The sequence below is a fragment of the Streptomyces sp. NPDC087420 genome (genome assembly GCF_044744165.1).
GTDB lineage: Bacteria > Actinomycetota > Actinomycetes > Streptomycetales > Streptomycetaceae > Streptomyces.
In genome coordinates, this window is the sequence record NZ_JBIUXU010000017.1 from 86,249 (window position 1) to 103,570 (window position 17,322).

Below are 17,322 nucleotides of genomic sequence, written 5' to 3' on the forward strand. Positions count from 1 at the left end.
ATGAACGATGTTCAGGTGTACACATGGAGTTGTGAGCATGACACGGCGTCGCGACGGCAGGGAAGGGTCAGGAAGGCAGTTGCTGGTGCTTGCTCACGCTTGCTTCTGCCGCTCGGTCAGGTGTGTGAACGCGTCCAGGTTCCGGGTGGGCTCCCCCCGCGACACCCGCCACGCGTACTCCTTGCGGATCGCGCTCGCGAAACCCAGTTCGAGCAGGGTGTTGAACGAGCCGTCCGCCGCCTCCAGGACCGATCCGAGCAGCCGGTCGATCTCCTCCTCGGTGACCGCCGCGAGCGGGATCTTCCCGGCCAGGTAGATGTCGCCGAGGCTGTCGATCGCGTAACTCACCCCGTACAGCTTGAGATTGCGCTCCAGCAGCCAGCGGTGGACCGCCTCGTCGTTCTCGTCGGGGTGCCGGATCACGAAGGCGTTGACGGAGAGGGCGTGCCGGCCGACGCGCAGGGAGCAGGTGGTGGAGAGCTTGCGGGTGCCGGGGAGGGTGACGACGTACGTCCCGGGCCCGGGGCTCTCCCACGTCAGGTCCGCGCCTCCGAGCAGCCGCTCGATGACCTGGGAGGCGTGGTTCTCGGACGGGGTCCGCGGTGCGTCAGCCATGGTGCGAATGTACGTCAGCGGGCGCATTGGCGGGGGTGGCGTCGGACGCGTCGGCGGGTGCGTCGGCGGGGGTGTCGCGGGCGGCTCCGGAAGGGGTTCAGCCGTGATGCGCGTGCCCCCGCCGCCGGTGGCTCGCCACCGCCGCCGTATACACCTCCGCCGTCGCCGATGCCGCCGTGTCCCAGCCGAAGCACTGCGCGTGCCGGGTCGCCGCGGCGCCCATCCGGTCCACCAGCTGCGGGTGGTCCAGGAAGTCGCGCAGCACGCGCGCGTACGCCGCCGGATCGTGCCCCGGTACGAGGAAGCCGGTCGACCCGTCCCGTACCGCCACCGGAAGACCGCCCACGGCCGCCGCCACCACGGGGGTGCCCGCCGCCTGGGCCTCTATGGCGACCAGGCCGAAGGACTCACTGTACGAGGGCATGACCAGGACGGACGCCGCACGGAACCAGTCCGCCAGCTGCTCCTGCCCGACCGGCGGCCGGAACCGCACCACATCGGCGATCCCGAGGCGCGCGGCGAGCTTCTGGAGGCCCTCCGGCTTGGCCAGGCCCGTACCGCTGGGTCCGCCGACGACCGGCACGACCAGTCGCGTACGGAGGGAGGGATCCTGGTCCAAGAGGACGGCGACGGCGCGCAGCAGCACGTCAGGAGCCTTGAGCGGCTGGATCCGGCCGGCGAAGAGCGGGATGAACGCGTCCTGCGGCAGCCCGAGACGCGCGCGGGCGGCGGCCCGGCCATCGGCGGGCGAGAAACAGTCGAGGTTCACGCCGGGGTGCACGACGGCGGCCTTCGCGGGGTCCGCGTCGTAGAAGCGGACGAGGTCGTCGGCCTCCTCCGCCGTGTTGGCGATCAGCCGGTCGGCGGCGCGCACGATCTGCGTCTCGCCGATGACCCGGGCCGCGGGCTCGGGTGTGTCGCCCTCCGCGAGCGCGGCGTTCTTGACCTTGGCCATGGTGTGCATGGCGTGGACGAGGGGGACGCCCCAGCGTTCCGAGGCGAGCCAGCCGACGTGTCCTGACAGCCAGTAGTGGGAGTGGACCAGGTCGTAGTAGCCGGGGCGCTGGCCGGCCCAGGCCTGCATCACGCCGTGGGTGAAGGCGCAGAGCTGCGCGGGCAGTTCCTCCTTGGCCAGGCCCTCGTAGGGGCCCGCGTCCACGTGCCGTACGAGCACACCGGGCGCCAGCTCCACGGCGGGCGGCAGGGCGCCGGTCGTGGCGCGCGTGAAGATCTCCACCTCGATGTCGAGGGCGGCCAGGCGCTTCGCCAGCTCGACGATGTAGACGTTCATCCCACCCGCGTCGCCCGTGCCCGGCTGGTGCAGCGGGGAGGTGTGGACGCTCAGCATGGCGATGCGCCGGGGCCTGCGCGACTGACCGGGAATGCGCAGTCTGGGCGGGGACGCCATCATGCCGGCGATGCGGGAGACGGACTGGCTCACGTCTACGGTCCTCTCGCTCGGAGCACGGCAAAAAGAGGGCGTGCGGCACCCTCCGACCCCGGACAACAGCGGAATACGTCCTTGCATTTCCCTCTTTGCCAAATCGTTGCCGGGGATCACTGAACCCTGGGACAAACCCTGGGACAAACCCTGGGACAAACCCTGGGACAAACCCTGGGGCGCGTCCGGCCTTCGTTACGCTCCTTTCCATGGCCGCGCGCTCGACTCCTTCCTCCTCCGTCCCCCGCCCTGTGGGCACGGTCACGCGCGGCACCACCCACCAGAACCGGCTGCGGCGCATGGACCGCTGGATCGCCGCCGTGCACGGCCCGGCCCTGCGGCGCTCGGCCGATCCCGTGGTGGTGGACCTGGGGTACGGGGCGGCGCCCTGGACGGCCGTCGAGCTGCTGCGCCGGCTGCGTGCGGCGGAGCCGCGTACCGAGGTCGTCGGGATCGAGATCGACCCGGCGCGGGTCGCGGCGGCGCTGCCGTACGAGGAGGACGGGCTGCGCTTCCGGCACGGCGGCTTCGAGATACCGCTGCCGGGGTTCGAGATGCCGTTGCGAGGCGTCGGGACACCGCAGACGTGCTTTGCGCCCCCGCGGCCCGTGCCCCCGCGGCCCGCGACCCGGCAGCCGGTGCTCATCCGGGCCGCCAATGTGCTGCGGCAGTACGAGGAGGGCGAGGTCGCCGCGGTCTGGGCGCGGCTGTGCGCGCGCCTGGCGCCGGACGGGCTGCTGGTGGAGGGGACGTGCGACGAGATCGGCCGGCGGCACGTCTGGGTCGCGCTCGGGCCCGAGGGGCCGCGTACGGTCACTTTCGCGACCCGGCTCGGCTCGCTGGGCCGGCCCTCCGACCTGGCGGAGCGGCTGCCGAAGGCGCTGATCCACCACAATGTGCCGGGCGAACCGGTCCACGCGTTCCTGCGGGACTTCGACCGGGCGTGGGCGGCGGCGGCGCCGTACGCCTCGTTCGGCGCGCGGCAGCGGTGGGTCAGGGCCGTACGGGACCTGTCGGCCGACTGGCCGGTGGGGTCCGACGCGCGGCGGTGGCGACAGGGCGAGGTGACGGTGGAGTGGGCGGCGCTGGCGCCCGGTGAGGCCCGGTGACATCCGGTTGGATCCGATGAGGCCCGGTGAGGCCCGGTGAGGAGTCAACGGGTCCGGTGAGGAGTCAACGGCCCCGTCGCCCCTGTCGCTTTGACCGAGGGCGTGGCACGATTCCCGACGGTGCGTGAAGTGCTGAGCGAGGGGCGCGTCAGTTCGGTGTTCGGCTCGGTGTTCAGCCGGACGACATCTCGCGGATGCCGTTCGCCCGTGCTGTTCGCCGATGCTGTTCCCAGATGCTGTACGCCGATGATGTGGGGGAGTTCGTGGGCCGACGTCGCAGTGCCGCCGCCGCGATCACGCTGGTCTGCGCTCTCGCCGCTCTGGCGTCGCCCCAGGCGATGAGCGGCGCGTACGCGGCTCCCGCCCCGCCCGGTCCCTCGTCCTCCCCGTCCGCCGTACCGCCGCCGCCCGTCGAACTCCCCCCGGGCGCAGGGCAGTCGGGCACTCCCGGCGCCCCCGGCAAGAAGTCGCTGGACGACATACGGATCGAGCTGGACGCCCTCTACGAGAAGGCCGCGTCCGCGACCGACGCGTACAACCTCGCCGACGAGCAGTACCAGAAGCTGTCGGCGGAGGTGTCGACGCTGACGCAGGACCTCGTCCGGGGCCAGGCGCGTATCGACGAGCTGAACAAGACCGCGGGCGCCGCCGCGCGGGCGCAGTACCGGGGCGGCGGGCTGCCGCCCGAGGCGCAGTTGGTGCTCACCGACGACCCCGGCCTCTTCCTGGACGGCGTGGGGCGGCTCCAGGAGAGCCAGCGCGCCACGCACCGCCTGATCGCCGAACTGACGCGGGCGCAGGAGGACTTGAAGACGTACGCGCAGGACGCCGGTACGGAGTGGGCGAAGCTGGAGGTCAGCCGGGCCAAGAAGGAGAAGGCCAAGGAGGAGATCACCAAGCAGATCGCCGCGGCCGAGAAGATAGAGGCCGGCCTGGAGAAGGACGACCTCGCGCGGCTGGCGAGGCTCCAGGACGACGCGGCCCTCAAGGCGCAGTCGGCGTGGCTCGGGTCCGGGGCGCTCAAGGACATCAACCGCGGTGCGAGCGCGCAGGGCAAGCAGGCGATCGCGTTCGCGACGGCGCAGATCGGAAAGCCGTACGTGTGGGGGGCCGAGGGGCCGTCCTCGTACGACTGCTCGGGGCTGACCTCGGAGGCGTGGTCGGCGGCCGGGCGGACCATCCCCCGCACGTCGCAGGAGCAGTGGCGGCAGCTGCCCCGGGTCCCGGTCGCGGACATGCGGCCCGGCGATCTGATCATCTACTTCGAGGACGCCAGCCATGTGGCGATGTACGTCGGCGACGGCACCATCGTGCACGCGCCGCGGCCGGGGCGGAATGTGACGCTGGCGGGGGCGGGCACGATGCGGATCCTCGGGGTCGTACGGCCGGACAAGTAGCACGGCCCGCACGAGGGCGGCTTCCGCGAAAGCGGCCATGTGGCTTGTATGTGACGCGAGCCACGGCGGAGAGGCCGAACCTCCCGCCCGTACGTGATGTTTGTCATGACCGGATATGCCGAAATCCGCCGGATGTGTTACCGCCGGGGGCATATGACGGTGGCTCTTCCTTCGCACACCATTCCGTTTCGGTGCCGGCTACCGCTATCGTCCCCGTCTGGTGGAGCGCAGATCGTCCTCCGCCGCCCTCGGGGGGAGGGAAGGAAACCAAGAACGATGTCCGTACCCGCTCCCGTACCGAGGCAGCGCACGAGTTCGCCGGCCGTCCCGGCGACCGCCACCACACCGGCGGCGATTCCGGCGACGATTCCGGCGACGAGCCCGACGGCGCTTCCCTCAGCGCTCCCCGAGGAGCGTCGGTATCCGGCCACCGAGACCGCCAAGAGCGGAGATCTGGTGCTGCTGGTGATCGAGGACGACCCGCGCCGTACCTTCACCGCCCCCGAGCATCCCGAGGACGCGGGTGTCCGGGTCCGGGTCCGTACCGCCCGCAACCTCACCGAGGCCGAGCGGCTGCTCACCGACGACATCCACTGCATCCTGGTGGACCTCGCCCTGCCCGGCTCCGGCGACAGCGACGACCTGGCCCCGCTCAAGCACGTCCTGCGGCTGGCTCCCCGCCACGCCGTCCTCGCGCTGGCGGCGGAGGGGGACGGCGAGCGGGCGGCGGCGGCCGTACGGGTCGGGGCGCAGGACTTCCTCTTCCGCGACGAGCTGGACGGGCGGCTGCTGAGCCGGGCGATCCGGTACGCGGTCGAACGCAAGCGCGCCGACATCGCGCAGCGCCAGCTGACCGAGTCGCGACTGCGCGCCCAGGAGAACGCCCGGCTGGAGCGCGGCCTGCTCCCCACTCCCCTGCTCCAGGGCTCCGACCTGCGCTTCGCGGCCCACTACCGGCCCGGCAGATCGCGGGCGCTGCTGGGCGGGGACTTCTACGACACGGTCCGTACGCCGGACGGCACCGTCCACGCGATGATCGGCGACGTGTGCGGGCACGGCCCGGACGAGGCGGCGCTGGGCGTGGAGCTGCGGATCGCGTGGCGGGCGCTGACGCTGGCGGGGCTCAGCGGGGACCGGCTGCTCTCGACGCTCCAGCAGGTGCTGGAGCACGAGCGGGAGAGCGAGGAGATCTTCGCGACGCTCTGCACGGTCGACATAGCGCCGGACGGCCGGCGGGCCGGGCTGTGCCTGGCCGGACACCCGTCACCGCTGGTCCAGCGGGCCGGCGCGGCGGCGCGGCTGCTCCCGTACGAGGACGGCGGCCCGGCCCTTGGCCTGCTGCCGCGCGCCCGCTGGCCCCGGCTCCAGGTCGAGCTGGGCGGGGCGTGGAGTCTGATGATGTACACGGACGGGCTGATCGAGGGGCGCGTGGGCCCTGGCGAGAAGCAGCGGCTGGGTCAGGACGGCATGGTCGAGATGATCAACCGGCAGCTGGCGGCGGGGCTCCGGGGCGACGAGCTGCTGGAGGCGGCGGTGGCGGAGGCGCGGGAGCTGAACGGCGGGGAGCTGACGGACGATGTGGCGGTGCTGCTGCTGGGCCGGGGCGAGTGACCGGTCTGGTCTCAGGACTCTCAGCTCAGGAGTCTCAGCTCAGGAGTCTCAGCTCAGGAGCTCCTCAGAAGTCTCAGAAGTCTCAGGAAGTAACCGCTCTCGGCGTGACCTCACCGACCGCCGTTGTAGGGCCCATAAGGACCATCACTGCTCGACCCGCCGCTGCGGCGTCCGCCACCGCCGGAGACCTGGCGGAGGGCCGGCCGTACGTCGACCATGAAGACGATCGTCGCTACGAGCCCGGCGATCTGGAGGAAGAGGACGCTGGACAGGAAGAAGTCCACGGCCACCACCACACCCAGGATGATCACCCAGAAGCTCTTGGTCTTCTTGTCGGCCGCCGGGTAGGCGTCCTTCCGGGCCGTCGCGGCGAAGATCAGCGCGACGACGGCGAAGACGAGCATCGCGAGGCTGAGAAGCACGAAAATATTGTTGAACCCTGAGATCAACACGCTGAGCACCGCCTAATGACCCGATGAGTGGTGAAGCGCCGGGGACGCCCTGTAACGCCAAGGTACCGGGAGAACGAGCCGGACACGGGTGAGGTGCCCGACCCGCCCTCTCCGTAACCACTCGGACCACTCGAACCACTCGCCTCACCGGCGTGGGCAAGGGCGGTGGCTGTGGCTATCGCCCCAGGGCGACGACGACGCATGGCGCCGGGGTCACTTGCCGGACGTGTCGGATGTGCCGGACGGACCGGACGTGCCGGACGGGCCGGACGTGCCGGACGGGCCGGACGGCGGGGTGGTCTTGCGGGGGGTGGTCCTGCGCGGGGATGTCTTACGGGCCGCGGCGGGCTTGGCGGCGGGCTTCGAGGGAGCCGCCTTGCTCTCGCTCTTCCCCTCCGCCTTGGGCGCGGTCTTCGCGTCGGCGGCCTTGGCGGGGCCGGGCTTGGCGGGAGCAGGCTTGGCGGCCGGCTTGGGCGCGGTGTCGGGCTCGACGGCGACGGCGATCTCGGTGATCTCCTCCGCGGCCTCACCACGCCAGGCCCGTACGGTCTGCTCGCCGCGCTCGGCGACCTTCTCGTACGTCTCACGCGCCCGGACGGCGTACTCGGCGGCCACGCCCACGCTGCGCAGCGCCAGGTCCTGGGCGGTCTCGCCGAGCTTCTTCAGGTCGGCGGGGTCGAACGCCCCGAACACCTCGGTGACCCTGGCCTGGGCCTCCTTGGCCTGTCCGGCGACCCGGTCCTGGACGACCTTGGGGTCGGTGTTCCGCACGGCGTCGATCCGGGCCGGGGCCTCGGACCGCAGCTGCTCGATCAGGCCGGGCACCTTCTTGGCCTGCTCGACGGCGAGGTCGGCGGTGCCGGCGGCGAAGTAGAAGGGGGTCGGGTCGGTGAACGTCTTGCGCAGGTCATCGGCGATGGCCATGACAGTGATCCTCCGGATCAGGGGGTGGGTGGCTTGGCGGCACCACCGTCGGCGGTGCCTTCCTCGACGGCATCCTCAGCGTCCTCGACAACAAGGCCGACACTCTCCGCGTCCGCCCCGAGCTTCGCCCCCAACGCCGCCTCGACCGTCGACTCGAATCCGTTCTCCTTGCGGAAGGACTCGTAGATCTGGAGCAGCACCTGCTTCTGCCGCTCGTTTATGGACGGATCGGCGAGGAGGACGGCACGCGTCTCCAACTCCTGCCGCTCCCGCTCGTCCAACATCCCGGCCTGCACGTACAGCGTCTCCGCGGAGATCCGCAGGGCCTTGGCGAGCTGCTGGAGGATGTCCGCGCTGGGCTTGCGCAGACCCCGTTCGATCTGGCTGAGGTACGGATTGGACACCCCGGCGGCATCGGCAAGCTGCCGCAACGACAGCCGCGCCGTGCGCCGCTGCTCGCGCAGGTACTCACCAAGGTTGCCGACGTTGAGCGATGCCATGCCTTCATGCTGCACCACCCATGCTAACTTTTGCAAGCACATCGCTTGCAAAAGTGTTCACGTGTGCCTCGCAGTCGTTGTGACTGAGCAAGATAGTTGTCACTTGAGCAGGACAACTGTCACCGCTCGGCTCGGCGGACTCCAGTGCAAGCGAGGACCGCGCTGGCGTCGTCGGCGAGGAAGAGCATGAAGGCCCACGTCCGGTCCGGTGAGAAGACGCAGCCGACCCTGACCTGAGCAGCTTCGAGCCGGGTGAGGATGTCGACGGTGGACGGCAAGACGAGAGTCTCAGTACCTCGCTTCCTCGCACGTCGAAGACGAGCCGCGTAGATGCCAGCAAGCTCCTGACTGGGAACGCTGCCGTCCCATACGACGAAGTCGCCTCCGTCGAGAAGCGCCGCTCTGGCGGGTTCGCAGGCCGTGGTCTGGTCATCCAGCATGTCGGCGAGTTCCACCCGGTCCATCTGTCCTCCTCTCGTGTGGTGTCCTGCTGTCCGCTCAGTCGTCAAAGTGGAGCTCAGATCGGGTCCAGAGGGTGAGGTCGCTGCTCGTGGCGACTGCCAGGGTGAGGCCGGAGGGGGAGAAGCCGGCTGCGCGGAGTTCTGAGTGGGTGGAGTGGAAGATGTGCCACCACGTGGCTCCCGCCGGGCCTTTGTGGAATCCGCCGTGGGCGGAGAGGATGACGCGGTCCTGGGGCCACTCGGGGCTGACGACGTCCAGGGTCCAGCCGTCCGGTGTGGTGCTGTGCAGGCCGCCGCCGAAGAGCCCGGCGATGCGCACCGGGGCGCCTGCGATCGGGCCGAGGCCGGGACAGGTGAGGTCCGGGTGGGCGTCGGGAGTGCTCGTGTCGGGGTCGGGATCCCGGTCGCGAGCGATCTTCTCGCCGGTGACCGCGTCGAAGAGTCCATGGCCGTCGCCGGACACGACCATGACGAGGTCGTGGCCGCTGTCGGGATGGACGGCGAATCCGATACCGAGGAGGCCCCCGATGGGCGTCCTGCGGTCCAGTACCGGCTGCCACGGCTCCGGAGCCGGCATGACGGTGGCGGCGATGTAGCGCTCGCGCAGCTTCTGCTGGTACTCCGTGATCAACTCGTCTCCTCGGTGCGACTCGCATCGAGGATCTCCCGCGCGGCGGCCCACGTCGAGTCGAAGATCGCTGCGAGATCTGCGGGGCCGCCAAGGGCCGTGAGGCCGAGCGGTGGCTGGAGGCCCACGAGCGAAGGACCGGTCGTGCGCCGTATTGGCCGTATTGGCCGTATTCGCCGTATGGGGGGGCGTGGATCAGAAGTGCGTGGCGATCCCGAAGACTCGTCGGAGTTGGGTCATGTCGTGCCGATCGCGATCCGTCGGCTCGTATCCCTGATGGAAGTAGACCTGCTGCTCGGCGGACAGGCACGGGACGGGCGTGCCCTCGACCGTCCCGGTCACGAAGCACGATGAGGGATAGAGGAAGGGACGCTTCGGTTCGGGTGACGCCTGCACCGCCGAGCCGTCATCGACGAAGACGAGAGGGTGGAGGTCGATCTCCCGGCCGTCCGGAGCCGTGACAACAAAGCGGATGGGCCTCCAGTTCAGGGTCTCGGCGAAACCCGCCTCGGAGAGAGCGGACATCACCACGGCCTCCTGGTCCTGTCGATGCATCAGATCCAAGTCGCGGTGGTCTCGGGTCTGTTCACCGATCAGGGCATCGATCCCCCATCCTCCGCCGACCCAGACATCCACTTCGGCCCGTCGCAGCAAAGCCAGGACGGACAACACATCTTCAGCCGTCATCACGCGACACAGGCTAGAGCGGCTCGTTCGACTTGCCCACGCTCCTGAGCCCCCACTACGTCCCTCTTGAGGCGGTGCGGATGCTCTGCGCGACGACGGAACGTCTGTCATTGAACAACCTGGTCAGCGGCCTGTGCGCCGGTCGTGCCATTACGATCGGCCCAGCGGCGCGGCGAACGCGCACGTGCACAGGGGGGCCAATATGCGTATAGCCGTGTACCTCGCGCATCCGCGGGCGGGGAGCTTCAACCACGCCGTGTTCGACGCGGTGGTCGGGGAGTTGCGGGGGCGGGGGTGTGAGGTGTTCGCGCATGATCTCTGCGCTGAGGGATTTGTGCCGCTGATGGCCGCCGACGAGACCGGGACCGTCCAGGCGGTGGCGGGCGCCCCTGACGCGCAGGTGGCGTTGCACCGGGCGGAGGTGGCCACGGTGGATGCCATGGTGTTCGTCCACCCGAACTGGTGGGGGATGCCGCCCGCCGTTCTCGCGGGCTGGGTGCAGCGGGTTCTCGCACCCGGTGTCGCGTACAAACTCGGTACCGCCGACGGGGAGCCCGCGGGGCTTCTCCGGGCCGGCAGGGCGCTTGTGCTGAATACGTCCGACACTCCCGCCGACCGGGAGGAGAGTGAGTTCGGGGACCCGCTGCAACAGATCTGGGCCGCGTGCGTTCTGCCGTACGTGGGAGTTGCCGACGTACGCCGGGTCGTCTTCCGTACCGTCACCGACTCGTCCGGCGAAGCCCGCGCCGGCTGGCTGCGCCAGGCGCGTCAGCAGGCCGCCGCCCTGTTGGTCTGAAGCGTGTGGTCTGAAGCGTGTGGTCTGAAGCGTGATCGCGGGGCGTCCGGATCCGTTGTGCTCCGATTGCCCATAATTCTCCCCTGAAGGGTGAATCACTGGGCCATGCCGGTGATGTCGGCAATCCTTCCCCGTCCCCGTCGCGAATGTGTCGGTGTAAGGGCCCGCGACCGCGTGGGCTCCGGGACGAGATGGGGCGTGATGGGCGCAGAACGCGTCGACACCCGGCTGCTCGAACAACTCACCGAGCAGTCGCAGGACTTGAACAGTGACGCAGTGAAACTGACCCGCGGTGCGCTGGCGGACTTCGCCGGGGCGGCCGAGCCGCCGGCGCGCTGGTGGCGGCGGGGCGGGGCACTGGCGGGAGCGATCGGGGCGGCCACCCTCCTCGGGTCCGCCCGGGCGGCCGCGGCCACCTCGAAGGACGACATCATGGCGCTCCAGACCGCCGCGTCGATCGAGAACCTCGCGGTGAGCGTGTACCAGACGGCCGCCGGGCTGTCGTTCATCAAGGACGGCAACAAGACGATCGCGGCGTTCATCGCCAAGACCACCCAGCAGCACCAGGCGCACGCCAAGGCCTTCAACGCCGCCGCCACCCAGGCCGGCGGCAAGGCGCAGACGGGTACCGACCCGAAGTACGCCGCCGTGGTGAAGCAGACCCTTCCCACGATCAAGAACTCCGCCGACGTGGTCAAGCTGGCCATCTCCCTGGAGGACGTGGCGGCGCAGACGTACACCAAGAACGTCGGCCAGGTCAGCAGCGCCCAGCTGCGCCAGCTCTTCGCCTCCGTGGCGCCGGTCGAGGCGCAGCACCGCGCGACGCTGCTGGCCGTGCAGTCCCTGCTCGCCTCGGGCGACGACAGCCTGATCGCGATCCCGACGGACGTGGCGAAGCTGCCCGCCGCCGTCGGCACCGTCGGCATTCCCGACACCTTCTACCCGACCTCGAACGCGTCGCCGATCTCCGAAGGAGCCGTCAAGTGAGTACGACACAGCGCGGCTGGGAGCTGCCTCTCAGCGAGGCTCAGCTCGACCGGCTGACCAAGGACATGGACGAGGCCCATCACGAGACACTGCCCGCGATGCGGGCGGGTGCCGCCGCTCTCACCGAGCAGGTCAGGGCCGCGGACGCGCACGGGCCCGCCGACCGGGGGCGGCGCAGCTTCCTGCTGGGCGCGGGCGGGGTAGGCGCCGCGTTTGTCCTGGCGGCGTGCTCCGGCGGCAAGGGCTCGTCCTCGTCGTCCGCGCCGACCGACCTGGACTCCCCGGCGGTCGCCGCGAAGGCGGAGACGTACACCGGGGACCTGCGGGTCGTGGCCCTGGCGGTGGCGCTGGAGAACCAGGCCGTGGGGGCCTACAAGGCCACGCTCGCGGCGGCGAAGGCGGGCAAGCTCGGGACCGTGCCGCCCGCCGTGGCGAGCTTCGTCACCAAAGCGATGGCCCAGCACACCGACCACGCCCAGGCGTGGAACGCCGTGCTGACCAACGCGGGCAAGCCCGCCATCACCAATGTGCCCCTCTCGAACCAGGCGCAGGTCACGGCCGCGCTGGGCAAGGCCAAGAACGTCGGCGAGGTGGCGGCGCTCGCGCTCCAGCTGGAGGACCAGGCCGCCGAGACGTACCTCTTCGCGACGTTCAACGTGAAGAGCCAGGGCGCGATCGAGACGGCCGCGACCATCGCGCCCGTCGAGGCGATGCACGCGGCGATCCTGCACTTCGTTCTCGGGCAGTACCCGGTGCCGGACGCGTTCCTGCCGGTGAACAAGGCGGCGAAGACCAGTCTGTTGACCGTTTAGAGGCGGGCTGGGGACGGCCGGGCCGGAAGGCCTGGCTGCGGGCCTGGCCGCGAGCTCACGGCTGTCGGCCGTACGGGTCCCATCGCGGTCGGTCGGTCTTCGCGGAAGCGGTACGGAGCGCCGAGCACGGCGTCACGAACCCGCGAAGACCGACCGGACCTGGGTCGTTGTCCACGGCCCCGACGGCGTTCGGCAGCATGCCGACGCATGTCTCTCGTGTCGCGCATCGGCATGCCGGGCCAGGTCTGGTCCGTGGCCGTGTCCGACCCGGCCGGACCGCTGTACTACGGGCCGCAAGGCGATCGCGGCTCCTGGTGCGTTTGACGCGTACCGCGTACCCCCGTCCCGCTCAGGCGGTGGGCGGGCCGAACCACTTCGGCAGGTGGTGGAGGAGGTCCGTCCGGTCGTCGCCGACCCACGCCACGTGGCCGTCCGGGCGCAAGAGCACCGCGGGTACGCCGAGTTCGTCGCTCACGTCCACCACGTGGTCGACGCGGTCCGTCCAACCCGTCGCAGAGAGGCGGCCGGTCTGGTCGAGGAGCAGGCCTCGGGCGTTGTGCGTCAGGGAGTAGAGGCGGCCGGCCCGCTTCAGGCTCACGTCTCGCAGGCGGCGGCCCAGGAGTTCGTGGCCTTCTCCGACGTCGTAACGGACGTCGACCGCGGTGATCATCCCGGTGATGTACCGGTTCACCTCCTCGAAGTCCATCAGCTTCGCGAACAGCTCCCGCAGCGCGGTCGCCCCTGGATCGGTGCCCAACAGCGTGATCTGCGCACGGGTGTTGTCCAGGACGGCGGCGCCCACCGGGTGCCGTTCGGTGTGATAGCTGTCCAACAGCCCTTCCGGGGCCCAGCCGTTGACCTCGGCGGCCAGCTTCCAGCCGAGATTGAACGCGTCCTGCACCCCGAGGTTGAGCCCCTGCCCGCCGGTCGGCGGGTGGATGTGCGCCGCGTCGCCGGCCAGCAGCACCCGGCCGACCCGGTAGCGCTCGGCCTGCCGGGTCGCGTCGCCGAAGCGGGACAGCCAACGCGGGGCGCGCACGCCGAAGTCGGTGCCCGCGGTGGTGCGCAGCCGCCGCTTGAACTCGTCCAGGGTCGGCGCGGTCGTACGGTCCTCCGCGACTCCTTCGGCAGGTACGACGATGCGGTACACGCCCGCCTTCCCGTTCACGTCGGGGAGGGCACCGAAGCGCGGTTGGGTCTTGCGGACCTCCGCCACCACGGCGGCGATCGTCTCCCGGTCCTCCGTCGCCTCCATGTCACCCAGCAGCGTCTCGACGGTGGCGGGCTCGCCGGGGAAACCGACCCCGATGAGTTCGCGGACCGTGCTGCGGCCGCCGTCGCAGCCTACGAGGTAGCGCGAGCGGAGCTTCGTACCGTCTGCCAGCTCGACGGTCACGCCGGAGGCGCGGGCGGAGGCGGGGGCGGCGGGCCCGGGGGCCGGACCGGGGCCGTCTTCGTGCTGGGTCAGGCCGACCACTTCGCAGCCCCTCCGGATCTCGGCGCCCAGTTCGAGAGCACGCTCGGTGAGCAGCCGTACGGTGTCCGTCTGCGAGGTGGCGAGGCCGTACGGGTGCCCCGTGTCCAGGCCGTCCGGCCACGGCTTGTGCACGCCCCCGAAGAAGCCACCGACCCTGAACTTCTCGCTCACCGCGAGGAACCGGTCCAACAGGCCTCGCTGGTCCAGCAGTTCGACACTGCGCGTGTGCAGGCCGCGCCCGCGCGACTGCCCGGTCGGTTCGGTCGACTTCTCCAGCACGACCACCCGCACTCCGGCCAGCCGCAGCTCGCAGGCCAGCATCAGGCCGGTCGGCCCGCCGCCGACCACCATCACGTCTCTCACAAGAACCCCCAACGTCGTGGTGTTTGTCGCTGATTGGCCGCCTGCGGCACGATGAGGTCATGCCGAGCGAGTCAGACACGATCGAGCTGAGCGACGACGAACTCCGCGACATCGCCGGCTACGCGGCCGCGTGCGCGCGCCGCGTGCTGCCGCTCTTCGAGCGGAACCTTCCGAACCTTCCCGCCGATACGCGCCCGCGCGACGCCATCGACGCGGCATACGCCTTCGCGGGCGGCGACCGGCGTACGGGCGCGCTGCGGCAGCGCGCGTGGGCGGCGTACAGAGCGGCGCAGGAGGCCGCCGTACCCGCCGCGGCCGACGCGGCACGGGCGGCGAGCCATGCGGCGGCCGCCGCGTACCTCCATCCGAAGGCGAGCGCGCATCAGGTGAAGCACATTCTTGGTGCGGCGGCGCACGCGGCGCGGGCGGAGGAATTGGCGGAGGAGTTGGCGGAGGAATCGGCGCAGGAGTTGGCAGGTGGATCGGCCTCCGCCGACCGCCCGCGTGTCACCACCGAGACCCTGGAGTGGGCGCGCCTGCACGCGCCCACCGCCGTCACCGCCGTGCTCCGCCGACTGCCCTCCGCCCCTCCCGGAGGCGGGCGGGTCGGAGAGCTCCTGCGCGACCTGGACACCGCTCTCCGCGCCGCTCTCCGTCCCTGACAGGCCCCATGCCCCTCACGCGCTGGTGAGAATCACCAACTGCTGCGTCGCCCGCGTCATCGCCACATAGCGGTCCACCGCCCCCTCGATCCCCCGCCCGAACTCCTCCGGATCGACAAGCACGACCAGGTCGAACTCAAGCCCCTTCGACAGCTCAGGAGTCAGCGACCGCACCCGGGACGTCGTACGGAAGGTCGGATCGCCGATCACACACGCGATCCCGTCGTCGTGTGCGGCGAGCCAGCGGTCCAGGATCTCGTCCCGGTCGGAGGCGGGTCCGTGGACCACGGGAAGGTCGCTGCTGCGGATGGACGTCGGCACGTTGGCATCCGGGAGTACGGCCCTGATGACCGGCTCGGCCTCCGCCATGATCTCTTCCGGCGTACGGTAGTTGATGCTCAGCGAGGCCAGCTTGATCCGGTCGAGCCCGACCCGCGCCAGCCGTTCCTGCCACGACTCCGTGAACCCGTGCCTGGCCTGCGCGCGGTCCCCGACGATGGTGAAACTCCGGGACGGGCACCGCAGGAGCAGCATCTGCCATTCCGCGTCGGTGAGTTCCTGCGCCTCGTCCACGACCACATGCGCGAACGGCCCGGCGAGCACGTCCGGTTCGGCGCTCGCCGGTGTGTTGCTGGACGGGGTGTTCTCGTCGATCAGGGCGTCCTGCATGTCCTTCCCGTACAGCATCGTCACCGCCCCCTCCCCGTCGTCGTCGGCGGCGAGCAGGGTGTCGACCACCTTGGCCATGTGCTCGCGTTCCGCGGCGACGGCCGCCTTGTGCCGGCGCTGGCGCAGCGACTCCTTCGGGTCACCGAGCCGCTGCCGCGCCGCGTCCAGGAACGGCAGGTCGGACACCGTCCAGGCCTGCGGGTCCTCGCGTTGCAGCAGCTGTACGTCGTCGCGGCTCAGCCAGGGAGCGCACTTGCGCAGATAGGCGGGTACGGTCCACAGGTCGCCGACCAGGTCGGTCGCTTCGAGCAGCGGCCACGCGCGGTTAAAGGCGGTGCGCAGCTCCCTGTTCTGCGGCAGGGACTTGCGGAGCGGGACGGCCGACGCCTCGTCGTCGTGCTTGTCGACCAGGATCGTGAGCAGTTCCTCCCAGATCTGGTCGCGGGCGTCGTTGTGCGGAGTGCCGGGTTCGGCCGCCTCGAACGCGGCGGCCCAGTCGTCGGCGCTCAGGTGGATGTCGGACCAGTGGGTCGTGACCGTCATGCCCCGGGTGGGCGGGTCCTCGTAGAACCGGACAGCCGTCTCGATCCCCTTCACCAGGTCCGCCGACGACTTCAGGCGGGCCACGGCCGGGTCGGCCTCGACCGCCGCCGCGGCTCCCTCGGCGACGAGGTCCCGGAGGGTGCAGGTCTGTACGCCCTCCTCCCCGAGGCTGGGGAGGACGTCGGCGACGTACCCGAGGTACGGCTGGTGCGGGCCGACGAAGAGGACGCCGCCCCGGCGGTGACCGAGGCGGGGGTCGGAGTAGAGGAGGTACGCGGAGCGGTGCAGGGCGACGACGGTCTTCCCCGTACCAGGACCGCCGTCCACCACCAGGGCGCCGCGCGATCCCGCGCGGATGATGGCGTCCTGGTCGGCCTGGATGGTGCCGAGCACGTCCCGCATCCGGGGGGAGCGGTTGCTGCCCAGGCTGGCGATGAAGGCGGACTGGTCGTCGAGCGCGGCGTGCCCGGCGAACCCGTCCGACGTGAACACCTCGTCCCAGTAGTCGCCGATCCGGCCCCGGGTCCAGCGGTACCTGCGGCGGCTGGCCAGGCCCATCGGGTTGGCGTGGGTGGCGCCGAAGAACGGCTCGGCGGCGGGGGAGCGCCAGTCGAGGAGCAGCCGGCGCCCGGTGCTGTCGGTGAGGCCGAGCCGTCCTACGTACACGGGCTCGGGGTCGTCCGTACCGACCATGCGTCCGAGGCACAGGTCCAGGCCGAAGCGGCGCAGGGCGCGCAGGCGGGCGGTCAGCCGGTGGACCTCCGTGTCCCGGTCCATCGCGTGCCGGCCGACGCCGCCGGGCGATTTCAGCTCGGCGTCGAGGAGGCCGGACAGCTCGGCGATCGACTGGTCGAGGCTTTCCGCGATGGCCGCGAAGTGCTGTTCGTCGGTGGCGATCAGTGCGGGGTCGGCCTTGGCGGACAGACGGTCGGGGAGGTTGAAGGCGCTGGGGGGCGAGGGGGTGGACGAAGGGTTGTCGGGTTGGTCGGTCGGGGGGTTGTTCACTTCAACTCCGATGTGGGGCCGCTGGCGGCCGGGCGCCGGGACCGGCGTGGCGTTCCCTGGTGGTCTGATCTGAGGCGATGATCCCCCGGATGCCTCGTGGTGCCTCGCGCGGGCATGAGCGGCGGGGTGGGATCGATCTGGCCTCGGCCGACGATTCTGCGGCATGACCGGGGTCTTGCCGCA

The 17,322-nt window shown here is 70.9% G+C and carries 17 protein-coding genes; 7 read left to right on the forward strand and 10 right to left on the reverse strand.

What is annotated here, in order from left to right; translation table 11 throughout:
• Positions 1-93: 93 nt before the first annotated feature.
• Complete coding sequence (locus ACIO1C_RS31380; protein WP_401869882.1) at positions 94-615, reverse strand: YbjN domain-containing protein; 522 nt, start codon at positions 613-615, stop codon at positions 94-96.
• A 97-nt stretch (positions 616-712) separates the two neighbouring features.
• Complete coding sequence (gene mshA / locus ACIO1C_RS31385) at positions 713-2,056, reverse strand: D-inositol-3-phosphate glycosyltransferase (protein WP_401869885.1); 1,344 nt, start codon at positions 2,054-2,056, stop codon at positions 713-715.
• Positions 2,057-2,265: 209 nt separating this feature from the next.
• Here mshA and ACIO1C_RS31390 point away from each other — a divergent pair, with 209 nt between their 5' ends.
• The 3 genes from ACIO1C_RS31390 (at position 2,266) to ACIO1C_RS31400 (ending at position 6,173) form a co-directional block, all read left to right on the forward strand.
• Entirely contained in the window at positions 2,266-3,165 is a 900-nt protein-coding gene (locus ACIO1C_RS31390) for a class I SAM-dependent methyltransferase (protein WP_401869887.1), read from the forward strand.
• A gap of 263 nt (positions 3,166-3,428) precedes the next feature.
• On the forward strand, positions 3,429-4,562 hold the full coding sequence (locus ACIO1C_RS31395) for an NlpC/P60 family protein (protein WP_401870097.1): 1,134 nt from the start codon (positions 3,429-3,431) through the stop codon (positions 4,560-4,562).
• Between the two features lie 276 nt (positions 4,563-4,838).
• Complete coding sequence (locus ACIO1C_RS31400; RefSeq protein ID WP_401869889.1) at positions 4,839-6,173, forward strand: PP2C family protein-serine/threonine phosphatase; 1,335 nt, start codon at positions 4,839-4,841, stop codon at positions 6,171-6,173.
• A gap of 110 nt (positions 6,174-6,283) precedes the next feature.
• Here ACIO1C_RS31400 and ACIO1C_RS31405 read toward each other — a convergent pair whose 3' ends face one another.
• From ACIO1C_RS31405 to ACIO1C_RS31430, 6 genes are all read right to left on the reverse strand, one after another.
• Positions 6,284-6,625 carry a DUF2516 family protein gene (locus tag ACIO1C_RS31405; protein WP_401869892.1) on the reverse strand — a complete coding sequence of 114 codons (342 nt, stop codon included), beginning with the start codon at positions 6,623-6,625 and terminating at the stop codon, positions 6,284-6,286.
• A gap of 213 nt (positions 6,626-6,838) precedes the next feature.
• Positions 6,839-7,549, reverse strand: a complete 711-nt coding sequence (locus tag ACIO1C_RS31410) for a hypothetical protein (protein ID WP_401869894.1) — start codon at positions 7,547-7,549, stop codon at positions 6,839-6,841.
• A 17-nt stretch (positions 7,550-7,566) separates the two neighbouring features.
• Positions 7,567-8,049 carry a helix-turn-helix domain-containing protein gene (locus tag ACIO1C_RS31415; protein WP_401869896.1) on the reverse strand — a complete coding sequence of 161 codons (483 nt, stop codon included), beginning with the start codon at positions 8,047-8,049 and terminating at the stop codon, positions 7,567-7,569.
• Positions 8,050-8,168: 119 nt separating this feature from the next.
• The gene (locus ACIO1C_RS31420; RefSeq protein ID WP_401869899.1) at positions 8,169-8,513 is read right to left on the reverse strand and encodes a hypothetical protein; all 345 of its coding nucleotides are present in this window, start codon (positions 8,511-8,513) and stop codon (positions 8,169-8,171) included.
• A 34-nt stretch (positions 8,514-8,547) separates the two neighbouring features.
• Positions 8,548-9,141 (reverse strand): hypothetical protein, encoded by a 594-nt coding sequence (locus ACIO1C_RS31425; protein ID WP_401869901.1) that lies wholly within the window; start codon positions 9,139-9,141, stop codon positions 8,548-8,550.
• A 192-nt stretch (positions 9,142-9,333) separates the two neighbouring features.
• On the reverse strand, positions 9,334-9,825 hold the full coding sequence (locus ACIO1C_RS31430; protein WP_401870100.1) for a nucleotidyltransferase domain-containing protein: 492 nt from the start codon (positions 9,823-9,825) through the stop codon (positions 9,334-9,336).
• A 202-nt stretch (positions 9,826-10,027) separates the two neighbouring features.
• On the opposite strand from ACIO1C_RS31430, the gene ACIO1C_RS31435 reads away from it, so the two are divergent.
• From ACIO1C_RS31435 to ACIO1C_RS31445, 3 genes are all read left to right on the forward strand, one after another.
• On the forward strand, positions 10,028-10,621 hold the full coding sequence (locus ACIO1C_RS31435) for an NAD(P)H-dependent oxidoreductase (RefSeq protein WP_401869902.1): 594 nt from the start codon (positions 10,028-10,030) through the stop codon (positions 10,619-10,621).
• A 201-nt stretch (positions 10,622-10,822) separates the two neighbouring features.
• Entirely contained in the window at positions 10,823-11,608 is a 786-nt protein-coding gene (locus ACIO1C_RS31440; protein WP_401869905.1) for a ferritin-like domain-containing protein, read from the forward strand.
• The gene (locus ACIO1C_RS31445; protein ID WP_401869907.1) at positions 11,605-12,420 is read left to right on the forward strand and encodes a ferritin-like domain-containing protein; all 816 of its coding nucleotides are present in this window, start codon (positions 11,605-11,607) and stop codon (positions 12,418-12,420) included. The genes ACIO1C_RS31440 and ACIO1C_RS31445 overlap by 4 nt, the downstream gene beginning before the upstream one ends.
• A gap of 349 nt (positions 12,421-12,769) precedes the next feature.
• Here ACIO1C_RS31445 and ACIO1C_RS31450 read toward each other — a convergent pair whose 3' ends face one another.
• The gene (locus ACIO1C_RS31450) at positions 12,770-14,248 is read right to left on the reverse strand and encodes an FAD-dependent monooxygenase (protein ID WP_401870103.1); all 1,479 of its coding nucleotides are present in this window, start codon (positions 14,246-14,248) and stop codon (positions 12,770-12,772) included.
• 71 nt (positions 14,249-14,319) lie between these two features.
• Here ACIO1C_RS31450 and ACIO1C_RS31455 point away from each other — a divergent pair, with 71 nt between their 5' ends.
• Entirely contained in the window at positions 14,320-14,922 is a 603-nt protein-coding gene (locus tag ACIO1C_RS31455) for a putative immunity protein (RefSeq protein ID WP_401869910.1), read from the forward strand.
• 15 nt (positions 14,923-14,937) lie between these two features.
• Here the strand turns inward: ACIO1C_RS31455 and helR are convergent, their stop codons facing one another.
• Positions 14,938-17,139, reverse strand: a complete 2,202-nt coding sequence (helR, locus tag ACIO1C_RS31460) for an RNA polymerase recycling motor ATPase HelR (protein ID WP_401869913.1) — start codon at positions 17,137-17,139, stop codon at positions 14,938-14,940.
• Positions 17,140-17,322: the final 183 nt, after the last annotated feature.

Coding starts and splice junctions, on each gene's coding strand:
- ACIO1C_RS31380 (WP_401869882.1), bottom strand. CDS start 615: ATGGCTGACGCACCGCGGACCCCGTCCGAGAACCACGCCTCCCAGGTC.
- ACIO1C_RS31390 (WP_401869887.1), top strand. CDS start 2,266: ATGGCCGCGCGCTCGACTCCTTCCTCCTCCGTCCCCCGCCCTGTGGGC.
- ACIO1C_RS31400 (WP_401869889.1), top strand. CDS start 4,839: ATGTCCGTACCCGCTCCCGTACCGAGGCAGCGCACGAGTTCGCCGGCC.
- ACIO1C_RS31410 (WP_401869894.1), bottom strand. CDS start 7,549: ATGGCCATCGCCGATGACCTGCGCAAGACGTTCACCGACCCGACCCCC.
- ACIO1C_RS31415 (WP_401869896.1), bottom strand. CDS start 8,049: ATGGCATCGCTCAACGTCGGCAACCTTGGTGAGTACCTGCGCGAGCAG.
- ACIO1C_RS31420 (WP_401869899.1), bottom strand. CDS start 8,513: ATGGACCGGGTGGAACTCGCCGACATGCTGGATGACCAGACCACGGCC.
- ACIO1C_RS31430 (WP_401870100.1), bottom strand. CDS start 9,825: ATGACGGCTGAAGATGTGTTGTCCGTCCTGGCTTTGCTGCGACGGGCC.
- ACIO1C_RS31435 (WP_401869902.1), top strand. CDS start 10,028: ATGCGTATAGCCGTGTACCTCGCGCATCCGCGGGCGGGGAGCTTCAAC.
- ACIO1C_RS31440 (WP_401869905.1), top strand. CDS start 10,823: ATGGGCGCAGAACGCGTCGACACCCGGCTGCTCGAACAACTCACCGAG.
- ACIO1C_RS31450 (WP_401870103.1), bottom strand. CDS start 14,248: ATGGTGGTCGGCGGCGGGCCGACCGGCCTGATGCTGGCCTGCGAGCTG.
- ACIO1C_RS31455 (WP_401869910.1), top strand. CDS start 14,320: ATGCCGAGCGAGTCAGACACGATCGAGCTGAGCGACGACGAACTCCGC.